Annotated in this window: 16 protein-coding genes; 15 read left to right on the forward strand and 1 reads right to left on the reverse strand. The window is 44.8% G+C overall.

Features of this window, described 5'->3' with window-relative positions; all coding sequences use genetic code 11:
• Nucleotides 1–15: 15 nt before the first annotated feature.
• The 12 genes from mazG (at nucleotide 16) to rpoS (ending at nucleotide 10,416) form a co-directional block, all read left to right on the forward strand.
• Complete coding sequence (mazG, locus tag ACVFI8_RS17125; protein ID WP_457872047.1) at nucleotides 16–828, forward strand: nucleoside triphosphate pyrophosphohydrolase; 813 nt, start codon at nucleotides 16–18, stop codon at nucleotides 826–828.
• 134 nt (nucleotides 829–962) lie between these two features.
• A complete protein-coding gene (locus tag ACVFI8_RS17130) occupies nucleotides 963–2,594 on the forward strand; it encodes a CTP synthase (RefSeq protein WP_248712372.1) in 1,632 nt (543 codons plus the stop codon).
• 64 nt (nucleotides 2,595–2,658) lie between these two features.
• Nucleotides 2,659–3,960: a phosphopyruvate hydratase gene (gene eno / locus ACVFI8_RS17135; protein WP_248712371.1), complete on the forward strand. Its 1,302-nt coding sequence runs from the start codon at nucleotides 2,659–2,661 to the stop codon at nucleotides 3,958–3,960.
• A gap of 142 nt (nucleotides 3,961–4,102) precedes the next feature.
• Nucleotides 4,103–4,387 (forward strand): cell division protein FtsB, encoded by a 285-nt coding sequence (ftsB, locus tag ACVFI8_RS17140; protein ID WP_248712370.1) that lies wholly within the window; start codon nucleotides 4,103–4,105, stop codon nucleotides 4,385–4,387.
• Between the two features lie 26 nt (nucleotides 4,388–4,413).
• Nucleotides 4,414–5,118: a 2-C-methyl-D-erythritol 4-phosphate cytidylyltransferase gene (ispD, locus tag ACVFI8_RS17145; protein ID WP_248712369.1), complete on the forward strand. Its 705-nt coding sequence runs from the start codon at nucleotides 4,414–4,416 to the stop codon at nucleotides 5,116–5,118.
• A complete protein-coding gene (ispF, locus tag ACVFI8_RS17150; RefSeq protein WP_248712368.1) occupies nucleotides 5,115–5,594 on the forward strand; it encodes a 2-C-methyl-D-erythritol 2,4-cyclodiphosphate synthase in 480 nt (159 codons plus the stop codon). The genes ispD and ispF overlap by 4 nt, the downstream gene beginning before the upstream one ends.
• Complete coding sequence (gene truD / locus ACVFI8_RS17155; RefSeq protein WP_248712367.1) at nucleotides 5,595–6,650, forward strand: tRNA pseudouridine(13) synthase TruD; 1,056 nt, start codon at nucleotides 5,595–5,597, stop codon at nucleotides 6,648–6,650.
• Nucleotides 6,631–7,386 carry a 5'/3'-nucleotidase SurE gene (surE, locus tag ACVFI8_RS17160; protein ID WP_248712366.1) on the forward strand — a complete coding sequence of 252 codons (756 nt, stop codon included), beginning with the start codon at nucleotides 6,631–6,633 and terminating at the stop codon, nucleotides 7,384–7,386. Before truD ends, surE begins: the two co-directional genes overlap by 20 nt.
• Nucleotides 7,386–8,027 carry a protein-L-isoaspartate(D-aspartate) O-methyltransferase gene (locus ACVFI8_RS17165; protein ID WP_457872050.1) on the forward strand — a complete coding sequence of 214 codons (642 nt, stop codon included), beginning with the start codon at nucleotides 7,386–7,388 and terminating at the stop codon, nucleotides 8,025–8,027. The genes surE and ACVFI8_RS17165 overlap by 1 nt, the downstream gene beginning before the upstream one ends.
• Nucleotides 8,024–8,602 carry a YqaA family protein gene (locus ACVFI8_RS17170; RefSeq protein ID WP_248712364.1) on the forward strand — a complete coding sequence of 193 codons (579 nt, stop codon included), beginning with the start codon at nucleotides 8,024–8,026 and terminating at the stop codon, nucleotides 8,600–8,602. The genes ACVFI8_RS17165 and ACVFI8_RS17170 overlap by 4 nt, the downstream gene beginning before the upstream one ends.
• Nucleotides 8,603–8,606: 4 nt before the next feature.
• Nucleotides 8,607–9,410, forward strand: coding sequence for a peptidoglycan DD-metalloendopeptidase family protein (locus ACVFI8_RS17175; protein ID WP_457872051.1), 804 nt, complete (start codon nucleotides 8,607–8,609; stop codon nucleotides 9,408–9,410).
• Nucleotides 9,411–9,465: 55 nt separating this feature from the next.
• Nucleotides 9,466–10,416, forward strand: coding sequence for an RNA polymerase sigma factor RpoS (rpoS, locus tag ACVFI8_RS17180; protein WP_248712362.1), 951 nt, complete (start codon nucleotides 9,466–9,468; stop codon nucleotides 10,414–10,416).
• A gap of 80 nt (nucleotides 10,417–10,496) precedes the next feature.
• On the opposite strand, the gene mutS is transcribed toward rpoS, so the two are convergent.
• Complete coding sequence (gene mutS, locus ACVFI8_RS17185) at nucleotides 10,497–13,070, reverse strand: DNA mismatch repair protein MutS (protein WP_457872052.1); 2,574 nt, start codon at nucleotides 13,068–13,070, stop codon at nucleotides 10,497–10,499.
• A 168-nt stretch (nucleotides 13,071–13,238) separates the two neighbouring features.
• On the opposite strand from mutS, the gene recA reads away from it, so the two are divergent.
• The 3 genes from recA (at nucleotide 13,239) to alaS (ending at nucleotide 17,540) form a co-directional block, all read left to right on the forward strand.
• Nucleotides 13,239–14,291: a recombinase RecA gene (gene recA, locus ACVFI8_RS17190; protein ID WP_248712360.1), complete on the forward strand. Its 1,053-nt coding sequence runs from the start codon at nucleotides 13,239–13,241 to the stop codon at nucleotides 14,289–14,291.
• A gap of 33 nt (nucleotides 14,292–14,324) precedes the next feature.
• Nucleotides 14,325–14,774: a regulatory protein RecX gene (locus ACVFI8_RS17195; RefSeq protein ID WP_457872053.1), complete on the forward strand. Its 450-nt coding sequence runs from the start codon at nucleotides 14,325–14,327 to the stop codon at nucleotides 14,772–14,774.
• Between the two features lie 141 nt (nucleotides 14,775–14,915).
• The gene (gene alaS / locus ACVFI8_RS17200; RefSeq protein ID WP_457872054.1) at nucleotides 14,916–17,540 is read left to right on the forward strand and encodes an alanine--tRNA ligase; all 2,625 of its coding nucleotides are present in this window, start codon (nucleotides 14,916–14,918) and stop codon (nucleotides 17,538–17,540) included.
• The last annotated feature ends 30 nt before the right edge of the window (nucleotides 17,541–17,570 follow it).

The raw sequence follows: 17,570 nt of genomic DNA on the forward strand, positions 1-17,570 counted from the left end.
GATACTAACAGCCATATGCTGCAACCGCCTTATACAATTGATACCTTGTTGACCATAATGGCAAGGTTACGCGATCCAGAAGGGGGATGCCCTTGGGATCTAAAGCAAAGTTGGCAATCTATCGTTCCCTATACTGTCGAAGAAACCTATGAAGTGGTAGAAGAGATCAATCTGGCTTTAGAGACGGGGAATTTCAACGAGGTTAAGCTCGAACTGGGCGATTTATTGTTTCAAGTGGTTTATTACGCTCAATTTGCACATGAACAAGGCGATTTTCAGTTTGCTGATGTGGTTGAAGGAATATGTGAAAAGCTGATCCGCCGTCATCCGCATGTGTTTGCTGAGCAAGCCTTTAGCAATGAAGCTGCCGTAAAGGCTAACTGGGAAGCAGAAAAAGCCAAAGAACGCGCGAGCAAAGCAAAAACTAAGCTCAGTGTATTAGATGATGTTCCGATGGCTTTGCCGGCCTTGAGCCGCGCGCAGAAGCTACAGCAACGCTGTGCCAGTGTGGGTTTTGACTGGCCAAGTGTCGAACCGGTGCTTGACAAGGTTCAAGAAGAACTGGAAGAAGTTCAACAAGCGATTAGTTCAAAAAAACAACAGGATATTGCCGAGGAAATTGGTGATTTGTTGTTTACTTGCGTAAATTTAGCCCGAGCTTGTGAATTTGATGCCGAAGACTTACTGCGCCAAGCCAATCAAAAATTTAGTCGTAGATTCCGCTCTGTAGAGGACCTAGCAAGGCTTGATGGTAAAAAGCTGGAACAAATGAGCCTCCAAGAAATGGATTCTTTGTGGGATAAAGTGAAAGAAAATTACAAAAATTGATTTACAACAAAAACACGAAAACTTAGTCTTGTTAGAGTGACATTGATTGTGGTGTTAAAGAGGCTTTGCTATACTATGCCCCCGTCCAAGTATCGCAGATACGCCCTTAACACATCCAACTTCTCAGGTTCGACATGACAACAAAATACATTTTCGTCACTGGTGGCGTAGTATCCTCTTTGGGTAAAGGTATTGCCGCTGCATCACTGGCTGCCATTCTTGAAGCTCGTGGTCTTAAAGTGACCATTATGAAGCTTGACCCTTACATTAATGTAGATCCAGGTACCATGAGTCCGATCCAACACGGTGAAGTGTTTGTGACAGAGGATGGTGCAGAAACAGATCTCGATTTAGGTCATTACGAGCGCTTTATTCGTAACAAAATGACCAAACGTAATAACTTCACTACTGGTCGGGTTTATGAAGATGTATTGCGTAAAGAACGTCGTGGAGACTATTTAGGCGCTACCATTCAGGTTATTCCGCACATTACTAACGCCATTAAAGAGCGCATTGTAGCTGGTGGTGAAGGTGTTGATGTAGCGATTGTAGAAATCGGTGGCACCGTAGGTGACATTGAATCTCAGCCTTTCTTAGAAGCTATTCGTCAGTTAGGTACAGAAATTGGCCGCGAGCGCGCCATGTACATGCACCTTACTTTAGTGCCTTATTTGGGCGCTGCTGGTGAAGTTAAAACGAAGCCGACACAGCACTCAGTGAAAGAGCTTCGTTCGATTGGTATTCAGCCTGACATTCTAATTTGTCGTAGTGACCGTGCTATTCCGGCTAATGAACGCGCTAAAATTGCTTTGTTCACTAATGTGCCTGACCGAGCGGTTATCTCGCTGAAAGACGTAGATAGTATTTATAAAATTCCTGCGCTATTAAAATCACAAGGTTTAGATAACTTAGTGACCGAGCGCTTTGGCATTGACTGCCCTGAAGCCGATTTATGCGAATGGGAACAAGTAATATATGAAGAAGCTAATCCTACCAATGAAGTGATCATTGGCATGGTAGGCAAATATGTTGAACTGCCAGATGCTTACAAATCGGTTAATGAAGCACTTAAACATGCTGGGTTGAAAAACCGTTTGAGTGTGAAAATTCAATACGTAGACTCTCAAGATCTTGAAGTAAAAGGTACTGATGTACTAAAAGACTTAGATGCGATTTTGGTCCCTGGCGGTTTTGGTGAGCGTGGCGTTGAAGGTAAAATTTTAGCCGCACAGTTCGCTCGAGAAAACAAAGTGCCTTATTTAGGTATTTGTTTGGGCATGCAAGTGGCGTTAATTGAATACGCACGTAACGTTGCCGGTTTAACTGATGCGCATTCTTCAGAGTTTAACCCAGAGTCTTCAGCGCCTGTTGTCGGCTTAATTACCGAGTGGATCGACGAAGACGGTAAAGTAGAAGTGCGTGATAGCAAGTCTGATCTTGGCGGCACTATGCGTTTAGGTTCGCAACTATGCCACCTAACTAAAGGCTCTAAAGTTGCTGATTTATATGGCAGTGTAGAAATTTACGAACGACACAGGCACCGTTACGAGGTGAATAACACCTTGTTACCTAAGATTACCAAGAAAGGTCTTAAGGTTACTGGCCTGTCGTCAGACAAGAAATTAGTGGAAATTATTGAGAACCCTGATCATCCTTGGTTTGTGGCGGCTCAATTCCACCCAGAATTTACGTCAACGCCCCGCGACGGACACCCGTTGTTTGCTGGTTTTATTAAAGCAGCTGGCGAATTTAATAAAGCTCGCTAGTATCTATTAGCGGGTCGTAATTTTAGAAAGTTTGTAGTTTGTTTATTTATAGAGGAAATTAGTAATGTCTAATATCGTAAAAGTACTTGGTCGTGAAATCATGGATTCACGCGGTAACCCAACTGTAGAAGCTGAAGTTCATCTTGCTGATGGTTCTTTCGGTATGGCTGCTGCTCCTTCTGGCGCATCAACTGGTTCTCGTGAAGCATTAGAATTACGTGATGGCGATAAAGCTCGTTACTTAGGCAAAGGTGTATTAAAAGCTGTTGCTGCTGTAAACGGCCCAATCGCAGAAGCATTAGTAGGTAAAGATGCTTTAGCCCAAGCTGAACTTGACCAAATCATGATCGACCTAGATGGCACAGAAAACAAAGCTAAATTTGGCGCAAACGCTATCTTAGCTGTTTCTTTAGCTGCTGCTAAAGCTGCTGCTGATTCTAAAAATGTACCACTATACGCTCACATTGCTGACTTAAATGGTACTTCTGGTGTTTACTCTATGCCTCTTCCAATGATGAACATCATCAACGGTGGTGAGCACGCAGATAACAGCGTAGACATCCAAGAATTTATGATTCAACCTGTTGGCGCTGCAAACTTCCGTGAAGGCCTACGTATGGGTGCTGAAGTATTCCATAGCCTAGCTAAAGTACTTAAAGCTGACGGTCACTCAACAGCTGTTGGTGATGAAGGTGGTTTCGCGCCAAACCTAGAGTCAAACGAAGCTGCACTTGCTGCAATTAAAGTTGCTGTTGCAAACGCAGGTTACGAGCTAGGTAAAGACATCACTTTAGCGATGGATTGTGCTGCATCTGAGTTTTACGACAAAGAAGCAAACATCTACGACCTTAAAGGTGAAGGCAAGAAATTCACGTCTGAAGAATTCAACTTCTTCTTACAAGAACTTACTCAACAATACCCAATTGTTTCTATCGAAGATGGTCTCGACGAGTCAGATTGGGATGGTTTCGCACACCAAACCAAACTAATGGGTGATAAAATCCAATTGGTTGGTGACGATTTGTTCGTAACTAACACTAAGATCCTTAAGCGTGGTATCGACAACGGCATCGCTAACTCTATCCTAATTAAATTCAACCAAATCGGTTCTTTAACTGAAACTTTGGCTGCAATTAAAATGGCTAAAGACGCTGGCTTCACTGTTGTTATCTCTCACCGTTCAGGCGAGACTGAAGATGCAACTATTGCTGACCTAGCTGTTGGTACTGCTGCTGGCCAAATCAAAACGGGTTCATTGAGCCGCTCTGACCGTGTAGCTAAGTACAACCAACTTCTTCGCATTGAAGAAGCTCTAGGTTCAAAAGCACCATACAACGGTCTTAAAGAAGTTAAAGGTCAAGCTTAATTCATAAATTAGCTTAATCTACACTTTAAATCCCCAAGCACTTAGTGCTTGGGGATTTTTTTTGCCAAGGATTTGGATAAATCGCTTAGTGCTTATGGAGTAACATTCGGCTTTGTGGGATTATCTCTGTCAGGGAGGAGCCATGCGTTCGTTTAAAATTCTACTAATACTGATTGTTTTGCTTTTGCAGTACCAGCTGTGGTTCGGCAAAAACTCAATAAATGACTATTTTTCTTTGCAGGATCAGGTAGCTAAGCAGCAGTTGGCGAATCAACAATTGGCCCAGCGAAACGGTGTATTACAGGCTGAGATTGGTGATTTACGTAATGGCCTAGACGCAGCAGAAGAACACGCAAGAAACGAATTAGGAATGATTAAACAAGGTGAAACCTTCTATCGCATCATTCCTTCCTCTGACACTGAATAATGGTTGGCCTCGAGTATTAATAATTAATGAGTTCTCACAGTAAGCAATATACTGCTTTGCTCCCAGCGGCAGGTATTGGCAGCCGCATGCAAGCAGATATTCCTAAGCAATATTTATACTTAGCGGGCAAAACAATTCTTGAAACGACGGCGTTGGCATTTTTGTCCCACCCTAGAATTGCGCAAGTAGTCGTGGTTTTGCATCCCGATGACCAGTGGTTTAGCGCCCTGGAGATAGCCCATTCTGGTCGAGTAAGCGTTGTGCAAGGCGGTGACGAGCGCGCCGACTCGGTATTAGCGGGTTTGCAAACTATAACCGACGATTGGGTGCTAGTGCATGATGCGGCGAGACCGTGTATCACCCATGATGATATCAGTACACTTATCGAGACGGTTGAACAAACCAATCATGGTGGCATTTTAGCTTGTCAGGTTCGCGATACAATGAAGCGAGGGGCTGCAGGTAAAGTTGAGCATACGGTATCCAGAGAGCAGCTTTGGCATGCCTTAACGCCACAGATGTTTCAAGTGCAAACCCTAAGGCAGAATATTTGTGATGCCTTGGCGGCAGGTGCCAGTATCACCGATGAAGCGTCGGCCATGGAATGGGCTGACCACACAGTGAATTTAGTGGAAGGCCGTAGCGACAATATAAAAGTCACTTGTCCTGAAGACTTGGCGTTAGCTAGGTGGTACTTAAGCCAACAACAAAATAACGAGGTAGTAGGATGAGCATTCGCATTGGGCACGGTTTTGATGTGCATAAATTTGGCGGTCAGGGACCGTTAGTCGTCGCGGGTGTGGCGATTCCTTATGAGCAAGGTTTTATCGCTCACTCTGATGGTGATGTGGCTTTACACGCCCTGTGTGATGCGCTACTGGGTGCTTTGGCTTTAGGCGATATTGGTCATCATTTTCCCGACAATGATCAAGCCTATGCAGGAATTGATTCTCGTATTTTACTGCGACAAGTTATGGCGCAAGTTAGTCAACGTGGTTACCAGTTAGGCAACGTGGATTTAACCATCGTCGCTCAAGCGCCGAAAATGGCTCCTCATATCGAAAAAATGCGGCTAAATATTGCTGAAGATTTAGCGGCCGATATTGGTCAAGTGAATGTTAAAGCTACCACCACCGAAAAGCTGGGTTTTGAAGGACGAAAAGAAGGTATTTCTAGCCATGCTGTCGTTCTACTGGAGGCTTGCTAAATGAGCGACTATTCAACAATCATCTCTGAGCTGAATTATTTGCACGGTAAACCCTGTTGCACAGGGGAGTTAAAGCAACAGGCGGTCGACTTTCGAGTTGATGAAGTGTTGCCGTTTGAATTTAGCGGTGACGGTGAACACATGATGGTGAAAATTGAAAAAACCGGCGAGAACACCGCTTGGGTCGCAAAAATGTTGGCTGAAGCCTGCGAAGCGAGTCCAAAGGTGGTGAGTTATGCGGGTTTAAAAGATCGCCACGCGGTTACCACCCAATGGTTTAGCATTCAGTTACCAGGGAAGGCTAATATTCAGTTAGCCGAAAATTTGGGTGAAGGGGTAAAAGTAATCGCTACTGCTCGGCATAACCGAAAACTAAAACGTGGCGCCTTATCGGGTAATCATTTTGTTATTCGCCTTCGTAATGTATCTGATATTGAGCAAGCTTTACAGCGAGCTGAGCACGTAGCCAACGAAGGTGTCCCCAACTATTTTGGTTCGCAACGTTTTGGTCGCGGTGCTAGCAACATAGATAACGCGTTAGCTATGTTTGCAGGCAGACGTGTTAAAAGTCGAGAAAAGCGCAGCATGTATTTGTCAGCAGCTCGTAGCTTGGTGTTTAACCAAGCCATTAGTCAGCGGATAGAGCAGCAGTTGTTTAAGCAGGTGCTTGATGGTGATGTGATGAAGTTTGCTACTAGTAATGCCTATTTTGTGGCAGAGCAAGCTGACCAAGCCATTCTAGAACGTTTTGAACAAGCAGAAATTGAATTATCAGCTCCAATGGTCGGTAAGGGCGAGTTGGCCTGCCTAGATAAGGCATTGGCATTTGAAACATCTGTGTTGGCAAGCTATCCGGAGATTGTCAGCGGATTGTCCGAGGCGGGACTGAAAATGGAACGTCGTGCTTTAGCACTTAAGCCACAGCAATTTAGCTATCATGCCGACGCGAACGACCTCGTGCTTAGCTTCTTTTTAACGGCGGGTAACTACGCCACCAGTATTCTACGCGAAATTGTAAATTGTGAAGGCGAAAGTAATGACCATATTAGTGAGTAATGATGATGGCGTGCATGCGCCTGGCATCATTTGCTTGGCTGCCGCATTAAAAACCTTAGCGCCAGTACTAACGGTGGCGCCCGATCGAAACTGTAGCGGTGCTAGCAGTTCATTGACCCTAGAAAACCCGCTTCGTATCGTCTATTTGGATGAGCAAACTATTTCGGTGAAAGGTACGCCAACTGATTGTGTGCACCTTGCGATTAACGAACTGGTTGATGAATTGCCAGAGATTGTTGTCGCCGGGATTAATGCCGGCGCCAATTTAGGGGATGATGTGCTTTATTCGGGTACTGTTGCTGCCGCTATGGAGGGGCGTAACTTAGGCCTGCCAGCTATTGCTGTTTCCCTAGTGGGTCACGAGGGTAAGCATTATGATAGCGCCGCGAGTGTTACCTTGAAGTTATTAGAGCAACTTAGGGAGCACGCGCTACCGAGTAATCAAATACTTAATGTGAACGTACCCGATTTACCCTTGGCCGAGATTAAAGGTTTTAAAGTGACACGGCTTGGTAGCCGTCATCGCGCTGAAGTTATGGTCAAGCAAAAGGACCCGCGGGGACATGACATTTATTGGTTGGGACCACCTGGCGAGATGCAAGATGCCGGGGAAGGAACTGACTTTGCAGCTGTTGCTAAAGGGTACGTATCCATCACTCCTTTAACAATTGATATGACAGCTCACAGCTTTATTGGCAAACTAGACTCTTGGGTCAAGGATTGGGAGGCAGAGTAATGCAAATTGGCGAAAGCCCTAATAGTTTGAAATTGGTAAGTCAATTACGTCAGCACGGGATTCAAAATTCTGCGGTATTGAATGCGATTGCAAAACTACCGCGGCAGTATTTCATCGACGAAGCACTGGCTCATCAAGCTTGGGATAATACGGCTTTGCCTATTGGGCAGGGGCAGACGCTTTCTCAGCCCTACATCGTTGCCAAAATGACCGAGCTTCTGCTGCAAACGCAACCTAAAAAAGTGTTGGAAATTGGTACCGGGTCTGGCTACCAAACGGCGGTGTTAGCTTCCTTGGTGGATCAGGTGTATTCAGTTGAGCGGATTAAAACCCTGCAGTTTCAAGCAAAAAGGCGTTTGAAGTTACTGGATTTACATAATGTTGCTACCAAGCACGGTGATGGGTGGCAAGGCTGGGCAAGTAAGGGGCCGTTTGATGCGATTTTGGTTACGGCCGCTGCCAGCGCTGTTCCTTCCGCCTTAATCGAGCAGTTAAGTGTTGGCGGGAGAATGATCATCCCCGTTGGCGAGCAACAACAGCAACAAGCTCTTATTCTTATCGAAAAACAAGCACAGGGTTTTACTCAACAACATTTAGAGCCAGTGCGTTTTGTTCCTTTAATTAATGGTGAATTAGCGTGAAAATTTTTAGTGCCTTATACGACAAAGTGATGACCTGGTCAGAGCATCGCCATGCCGTACGTTACCTCTCTGGGATGAGTTTCATTGAGTCTATCTTTTGGCCGATACCGGTAGATGTGATGTTAGCGCCAATGGCCTTATCCCGTCCTAACAAAGCTTGGCACTTTGCTATGTTAGCCACTATTTTCTCAGTATTGGGCGCAATGCTTGGATACGCTTTAGGCCAGTTTTTTTATGAACCCGTGGTAGAGCCACTGATTAATTCGTTTGGTTATCAGCACAAAATGGAAGTAGCCTTTGAATGGTTTGAACGTTGGGGAGTATTGGTTGTTTTTGTCGCTAGCTTCACACCTATTCCCTATAAAGTTTTTACCCTAACCGCTGGAATACTCAATATGGCTTTTATTCCATTTGTGCTTATTTCTTTGGTTGGCCGAGGTCTACGTTTTTACCTTGTGGCAGGTTTAATGAAGTGGGGCGGTGCTAAAATGGAAGCGCAGTTGCGCAAATACGTTGAAATCCTAGGGTGGTTAGTCATCGTGCTAGCAGTGGTAGCTTATTTACTATTACGCTAACTAGATGATATACCTGCGTTATATAACGTTTTTATTAATGCTTAGCTTACTACATGGATGTAGTCGAGAGGGGGGCCCCGCCCCGGTTACTGACGCAGGTACCTATAACCAAAAAAACCGTGGGGTTATCAGTTCTGCCAGTTATAAAGTTAAAAAAGGTGAGACTTTATATTCGATTGCTTGGCGTGCAGGGCTTGACCCCGAAGATCTGGCAAAAAGAAATAATATCTCAGCGCCCTACACAATCTTTGTTGGTCAAACTATTAAATTGAAGACGACTGGAGTTAAGTCCGGTCAGAATGTTACAAACAAGCATAAAACTGCGAAGGTGCAAGTTAAAGATGTTAAGAAATCGTCAAAAAAACTTGAATCAACGTCAACAAAGGCATACGCTGAAACCTCACCTAAGGTTGTTGCCAAGCAACACACTGGCCCAGTAAAAGGCTGGGTTTGGCCAACTAAAGGTAAGGTTATCAAAGGCTTTTCAAATCAAGCTAATGGTAATAAAGGCATAGATATTCGCGGTAGTCATGGTCAAAAGATTATCGCGTCAGCTCCTGGTAGAGTGGTATATGCGGGGAGTGCCTTAAGAGGTTACGGGAAACTTATAATAATAAAACACAATGACGACTACTTGAGTGCTTATGCCCACAACAGTCGATTACGTGTAAAAGAAAAACAGCAAGTAGCAGTAGGACAACATATCGCCGATATGGGCGATACAGGAACAACCGACACGCGATTACATTTTGAAATCCGTTTCAAAGGAAAGTCAGTAGATCCAAGTAAGTATCTACCGGCACTCTAGCCTAGATTGCACACAATAATAATAGCAATCAGGTCTTGTTCAGGGAGGTTATGCTATGACCCAAGTAAAAACTGCTGTAAAACTAAAAAGTGTTTCAACGAACAGCGCAACTAAAGCTAAAGTTGATAAAAGCGCTAGTAAAGACGATATCATGCAAGCCGATGTATCAAAGAGCTTGGATGCCACCCAACTATATCTTGGCGAGATTGGTTTTTCGCCCTTGCTCACCGCAGACGAAGAAGTGCTTTATGCTCGCCGCGCCCTTAGAGGGGATGATGCTGCTCGCAAAAGAATGATTGAAAGCAATCTACGCTTAGTGGTTAAAATTGCAAGACGTTACAACAATCGAGGCTTAGCACTGTTAGATTTAATCGAGGAAGGGAACCTTGGTTTAATTCGAGCAGTTGAAAAGTTTGACCCAGAGCGAGGCTTTCGTTTCTCTACTTATGCCACTTGGTGGATCCGCCAAACTATTGAACGAGCGATTATGAATCAAACTCGTACTATTCGTTTGCCTATCCATGTGGTTAAAGAATTGAATGTTTACCTCCGTACTGCGCGTGAATTAGCTCACCGCTTGGATCATGAACCTACCGCAGAAGAAATTGCAGAAACATTAGACCGCCCAGTTGAAGACGTGACTAAAATGCTGCGTTTAAACGAACGGATTAGTTCTGTGGATACGCCTATAGGTGGGGATAATGACAAGGCGCTATTAGACATTATTTCTGATGAAAACGAGCATGGACCCGAGCATAGAACTCAAGACGATGATATGAAAAATAGCATTGTTGAGTGGTTGGGAGAGCTAAATAGTAAGCAGCGTGAAGTGTTGGCTCGTCGTTTTGGCTTATTAGGATATGAGGCTTCAACCTTAGAAGATGTAGGCCGTGAAATTGGACTTACCCGTGAGCGAGTAAGACAAATCCAAGTCGAAGCGTTGCGTCGCCTTCGAGACATATTGTCTTTACAAGACCTATCTATCGACGCTTTATTTAAAGTGTAATAGTTAAACAAGCAAAAAAGGAAGCCTAGGCTTCCTTTTTTATTATCTAAAATCAGCTATCAGCTATCAGCTATCAGCTATCAGCTATTAGCTTGGAGCTTTAAATTAAATAATAAATCTAATGCTGCTTTAGGTGACAAGTCATTGGGATCCAAGTGTTTAAGTTGTGTCAGCACCGGGTGTTCAGTCTCTTGCATTAAGTCCATCGCTAATTGAGCGCTTAGGTCGCCGTCTGCGTCAATCCCTTTAGCGGGAGTGGGAGCATTGGCTTCGAGTTGTTTTAGCTTACTTTTAGCTTGAGTAATTACCGATTTTGGTATGCCAGCCAGTGCAGCAACTTGTAGGCCATAACTTTTACTGGCCGCCCCATCTTGTACTTGATGCATAAAGGCAATAGTGTCTTGATGCTCAACAGCATCTAAGTGCACATTTGCCACTCCTTGTAGCAGTTCTGGTAGTTGGGTCAACTCAAAATAGTGAGTAGCAAACAAGGTTTGAGATTCAAGCTTGTTGAGCGCTTTGGCTACCGCCCAAGCGAGCGACATTCCGTCATAGGTGCTGGTTCCACGACCTATTTCATCCATCAGAACGAGGCTATGTGGCGTCGCATTGTGTAAAATATTGGCGGTTTCAGTCATCTCTACCATGAAGGTTGAGCGGCCACTGGCTAAATCGTCTGAGGCACCAATTCGGGTAAATATTTTGTCGATAGGGCCCAGCTCAACGGCTTCTGCAGGCACAAAACTTCCCATATAGGCCATTAAGCAAATCAGGGCCGTTTGGCGCATATACGTTGACTTACCGCCCATGTTCGGACCGGTTACTATCAACAGTTGGCGCTGCTGGTTCAATTTAACGGGGTTAGCGATAAAAGGCGTGTCGTTGACGTGTTCAACAACGGGGTGACGACCACCTTCAATATTAATACCGGCTTGGTCAGTAAAGCTTGGTCGCACGTAATTTAAGGTTTCGGCACGTTCAGCTAAACAACACAGCACGTCTAGTTGTGCAATGGCCTGTGCGCTGCGCTGCATTTGACTCAAGCTGGGTAATAATAAATCGAGCAGTTGGTCATATAGTTGTTTTTCAAGTGCTAGCGCTTTACCTTGGCTAGAGAGTACTTTTTCTTCGTGCTCTTTTAGCTCAGCGATAATATAGCGTTCCATATTTTTCAGCGTTTGCCTGCGAATATAGTGCTCTGGCACTTGCTCTGAATGTAGTCGGCTAACTTCAATATAAAAGCCATGCACTTTGTTGTAGCCAATCTTTAGATTAGCAATGCCCGTTTGTTCCCGCTCGCGTTGCTCGATGCCTTTCAAGAATTGGGTGGCTCCGTCACTTAAGTTGCGCCACTCATCAAGCTCCTGATTGTAACCCTCTGCAATCACGCCACCATCACGTATTAAAACCGGAGGGTTATCGATAATTGCCCGTTCTAATAGGCTTAGTGTTTCAGGAAACTCGCCAATACTTTTAGCGATTGAACCGAGCGCGCTGCAATGAGCTAAGTCGCTTTGCAGGTCTGGCAGAAGACTAAATGCGTTACGTAAGCGTGCTAAATCACGGGGGCGGGCAGAGCGTAGTGCTAAGCGAGCCAGTATGCGTTCTATATCACCAATGGATTTGAGAATGCTTTGGATTGGCGTATACAAATCTGCGGCCAATATTTCTGCAATACAATCTTGGCGGTCAATCACTTGTTGTTGGTTACTTAAAGGTTGGTGTAACCAGCGGTTCAGTAAGCGGCTTCCCATAGACGTTGAGCTATGGTCGAGAATTGAGCTAAGGGTGTTTTCAAAGCCTCCCGCTAGATTGCGCGTGAGCTCGAGGTTTTTACGGCTGGCGGCATCAAGTTGAATGAACTGGTTTTGGCTCTCGACGATAATGGCATTAATGTGGGGCAGCGCGGTACGTTGAGTATCTTGTACGTATTGCATCAAACAACCGGCAGCGGCGAGGGCCAATGGGTACTCACTTACGCCAAAACCATCTAAATGACGGGTACCAAACTGCTGATTCAAGGCTTTTTGGGCGCTGGCTAAATCATATTCCCATTCGCCTCGACGACGTAAACCTTTGTAGCTTTGCAGGGCAGGGAAGAACTCAAAATCATCTGGGTATAGCAATTCTGCAGGATTTAGACGTTGCAGCTCGGCTTGTAGCTGTTGCTCACCAATAAATTGGTTAATGACAAAGCGACCACTGGCTATATCTAAGTAGGCTAAACCAATTTGTTGCTGTTGGTTGATCACGCTCACCAGCAGATTGTCTTGTTTTTCTTCTAATAAAGCCTCGTCGCTGACGGTACCAGGGGTGATGATTCGCACAACCTTACGTTCAACCGGCCCTTTACTGGTTGCGGGGTCACCTATTTGTTCGCAAATGGCAACAGATTCGCCTAATTGGACCAAGCGAGATAAATAGTTCTCAGCTGCGTGATATGGAATACCTGCCATAGGGATAGGCGTACCCGCCGATTGACCACGCTTGGTCAACGATATGTCCATTAACTCTGAGGCGCGTTTGGCGTCATCGTAAAACAGTTCGTAAAAATCACCCATTCTATAGAACAATAGAATCTCAGGATGCTGGGCCTTTAACGTTAAGTATTGGCGCATCATAGGAGTGTGCTTTTCTAGATTAGTTTCAGTCATTAGGCTTATCGAATTGTTTAGTAATGGTTAAACGAAGCAGCAAGGATAAAAGCTGGCAGCCGAATAGGCAAAACTCTTTTATTAATTTTTTGGAATAAACTTGATACTGTATGAATACCCAGTATACTACTGGTCATTAAGATAGTTAAAAGCACCTACGAGGGCGATATGGATCAGAACAAACAAAAGGCATTAGCTGCGGCCCTAGGCCAAATTGAAAAACAATTTGGTAAAGGCTCAATCATGAAGCTCGGCGATAACCGTACCATGGATATTGAAACGATTTCTACTGGTTCTTTGTCGATTGATATTGCCTTAGGCGCTGGCGGCTTGCCTATGGGGCGAGTTGTAGAGATCTATGGCCCAGAAAGTTCAGGTAAAACCACCTTAACTTTAGAAGCCATCGCTCAAGCACAAAAAGTAGGTAAAGTTTGTGCCTTTGTTGATGCTGAGCACGCCTTAGACCCTATTTACGCCAAAAAATTGGGTGTTGATGTTGACAACCTTTTGGTGTCACAGCCTGATACTGGGGAGCAAGCCTTAGAAATTACCGATATGTTAGCTCGCTCTGGTGCCGTAGATATGATCGTTATTGACTCGGTAGCAGCACTGACTCCTAAAGCCGAAATTGAAGGCGACATGGGCGATAGTCACGTAGGTTTGCAAGCGCGTTTAATGTCACAAGCACTACGTAAGCTTACCGGTACCTTAAAGCAAACTAACTGTATGTGTATCTTCATTAACCAAATTCGTATGAAGATCGGGGTTATGTTTGGTAACCCAGAAACCACCTCTGGTGGTAATGCATTGAAATTTTACGCGTCAGTTCGCTTGGATATTCGCCGCATTGGCGCCGTGAAGAGCGGTGATGAAGTAGTGGGTAATGAAACACGCGTTAAAGTGGTTAAAAACAAGATTGCTGCGCCATTCAAACAGGCTGAATTCCAAATCATGTACGGTGAAGGTTTTAACCGTTATGGTGAGCTGGTTGACCTTGGTGTAAGAGAAAAACTGGTTGATAAAGCCGGCGCTTGGTTCTCCTATAAAGGTAAAAAAATTGGTCAAGGTAAGGCTAATGCTTCTACTTACTTAAAGGAGCACCCAGAAATGGCTCAAGAAATTGAAATGACTATACGTAAGAATTTGCTGACGCCTGAAGTGGTAGAAGAAACGATAGATGCAGCCACCACTGAAGACGCACCAGTGAATACTGAAGCGTAATTAGAGAGGGGAGCCGAGAGGCTCCTTTTTGTTATGACCAATCGCAGTGCGCTTAATAGTGTAATTGACCTTTTATCCCGACGCTCATATAGCCAACAGCAGCTGTTACTAAAGCTACAGCAAAAAGGCTACCCTGAGAGCGAAATTGCAGATGCGCTTGAATACGCTCTGCAAAATGCGTGGCTTGATGATAGAAATTACGCCATGCAGTTAGTCCGTTCCCGCTTGGAAAGAGGCTATGGACGTAATTATCTGCAACAATACTTAATGGCTAAGGGGATTAAAAAAGACATAGCCAGTGAAGTGTTAGCGCTTCCCGACTGGGACTGGTATCAAGCCCTCTGCTTAAGCTTTGAGCGTAAATACAAGCAAGGTCTTCCTAGTGAACGCAGTTTGCAACAAAAATGTACTGCCTACCTTTATCGCCGCGGTTTTGAATTTGATTTGATCAATATTCTGTATAGCGAGCTCAAACATCAATAACTGTTGAACACTTTGCCTGCATGGATCTGCGTGCTATATTATCGCGATTAATTAGAGTTTCACCTTTTTAAGCGCTTGTCGACGAGTAATCCTCATTTTACCGCTAAGTCGAGTTGCTACAAACCCCCAGGAAAGAGTTTCATGAAGATGACTTCAGCTGAAGTAAGAGATGCATTTTTAAGCTTCTTTAACAGCAAAAATCACCAAATCGTTGCTAGTAGTTCGTTAGTTCCCCACGACGATCCCACGTTACTATTTACCAATGCGGGTATGAATCAATTCAAAGATGTATTTCTTGGCATTGATAAGCGCAATTACACCAGGGCCACTACGTCACAACGCTGTGTTCGTGCCGGTGGTAAACACAACGATTTAGAAAATGTAGGCTATACCGCTCGCCACCATACTTTCTTTGAAATGTTGGGTAACTTTAGCTTTGGAGATTATTTCAAAGAAGAGGCGATTAGCTATGCGTGGGAGTTTTTGACCGAGGTGGTTAAGCTTCCTAAAGATAAGCTGTTAGTCACCATCTATGAAACTGACGACGAAGCGTTTGCACTGTGGGCCAACAAAATTGGTGTACCAGAAGACCGCATCATTCGGATCGGTGACAAGTCGCCTGAGAAAAAGTTTGAGTCAGATAACTTTTGGCAAATGGGTGACACCGGGCCGTGTGGTCCGTGTACCGAAATATTCTATGATCATGGTGAGCATATTTGGGGCGGTCCTCCAGGGTCTCCAGAAGAAGACGGCGACCGTTTCATTGAAATTTGGAACGTGGTATTCATGCAGTTTAATCGCCAAGCTGACGGTACCATGGAAGCTCTGCCAAATCCTTCGGTAGATACTGGCATGGGTCTTGAGCGTATTGCGGCTATTTTGCAAGGTGTTCATTCAAACTACGAAATCGATATCTTTCAAAATCTGATCGCTGCGGCTGCCAAAATCATTGGTACTAGCGACCTAGAAAACAAGTCTTTGCGGGTTATTGCTGATCACATCCGTTCTTGTGGTTTCTTGATAGCCGATGGCGTCATGCCGGCTAATGAAGGCCGTGGTTATGTATTACGTCGTATTATTCGTCGTGCTGTTCGCCATGGTAATAAGCTTGGAGCAACTGAAGGGTTCTTCTACAAGTTATTCCCCGCTCTTATTCAAGAGATGGGCGAAGCTTACCCAGAGTTGAAAACGCAACAACCCGTTATTGAGCGAGTTTTGAAGCTAGAAGAAGAGCAATTCGCTAAAACTTTAGACCGTGGCTTACTGATTCTTGATGAAGCGTTAAACGAACTAAAAGGCTCAGTAATTCCTGGCGATTTAGTATTTAAGTTATACGATACCTACGGTTTCCCTGCCGATTTAACCGCAGACATCGCTCGCGAACGCGAACTGAGTGTTGATGAAGCTGAGTTTGAAGCAGCTATGCACGCTCAGCGACAGCGAGCCAAAAAGGCCAGCAATTTTGGTACTGATTACAACGATAATTTGATCATCGATAGCGAAACCGAATTTTTAGGTTACCAGCACTTAGATGCAGAAGTTCAAATTGTCGATATCTATAAAGATGGCGAATCTCAGCAGTCACTTGCTGGTGGAGATCAAGCCATCATTGTGTTGGATAAAACGCCGTTTTATGCCGAATCGGGCGGCCAGGCAGGTGATGCCGGCGAGTTAATGTACGAGGGTGGCAGCTTTGTGGTTGAAGATACCATCAAAGTAGGCAAAGCCTTTGTGCATAAGGGGTATGTGCAGGGTGGTGACTTATGCTTGAATAAAGTGGTTACTGCTAAAGTTGATTCACGTCGTCGTTGGAATACCGCGCTAAACCACTCTGTGACGCATATATTGCACGCAGCATTACGTCAAACCTTGGGTGAGCATGTTACCCAGAAAGGTTCGTTGGTAGAGGCGCAACGTTTACGTTTCGATTTCTCGCACTTTGAAGCCATATCGATGAATTCTATCCGTCAAGTTGAACATCTTGTTAACCAGCAGATCCGTCGTAATTTACCAGTGATTACCAAGGTAATGAACTTGGATGAAGCTAAACAAGCCGGTGCGATGGCTTTGTTTGGTGAGAAGTATGATGATGACGTGCGTGTTGTGAGTATGGGCGATTTTTCTACCGAACTATGTGGTGGTACTCATGTAAACCATACCGGTGATATCGGATTTTTCAAGATTACCAGCGAAGCGGGTATCGCAGCAGGGGTTCGCCGTATTGAAGCAGTAACTGGACAATTCGCTATCGACCTCATACACCGTATTGCCGAAGAAATGGAAAAGGCCGCCAATTTAGTGAAAGGCGACCAGTTCAGTATCGGCGAAAAAGTGATGCAGTTAGTCGACCGGAATAAGATGCTTGAAAAAGACGTTGCTCAACTTAAAGCCAAGCTTGCCAGTGCAGCCAGTAATGATGTGTTAGATCAAATACAAACCATCAACGGTGTGAAAGTATTGGTTGGCTTCCTCGATGGCGTTGAAGGTAAAGCACTCCGCAGCAGTGTCGATGAGCTGAAAGTTAAACTGGAAAGTGGCGTGGTGTTATTAGGCGCGGTAAACGACGGTAAAGTAAGTCTGATTGCCGGTGTAACCAAAGATTTAACCAGTCGCGTTAAAGCGGGTGAGATGGTGAATATTGCGGCTCAGTGTGTCGGCGGAAAAGGTGGCGGTCGCCCTGATATGGCGCAAGCTGGCGGCAATAACCCAGATGGGTTACCTAACGCGCTCGAGCAGGTAAAGCAGTGGTTAACAGAGAAGCTTTAAGCAATAAGCATTAAGTGTTAAGGAAAAAGG

The organism is Agarivorans sp. MS3-6 (assembly GCF_054112545.1).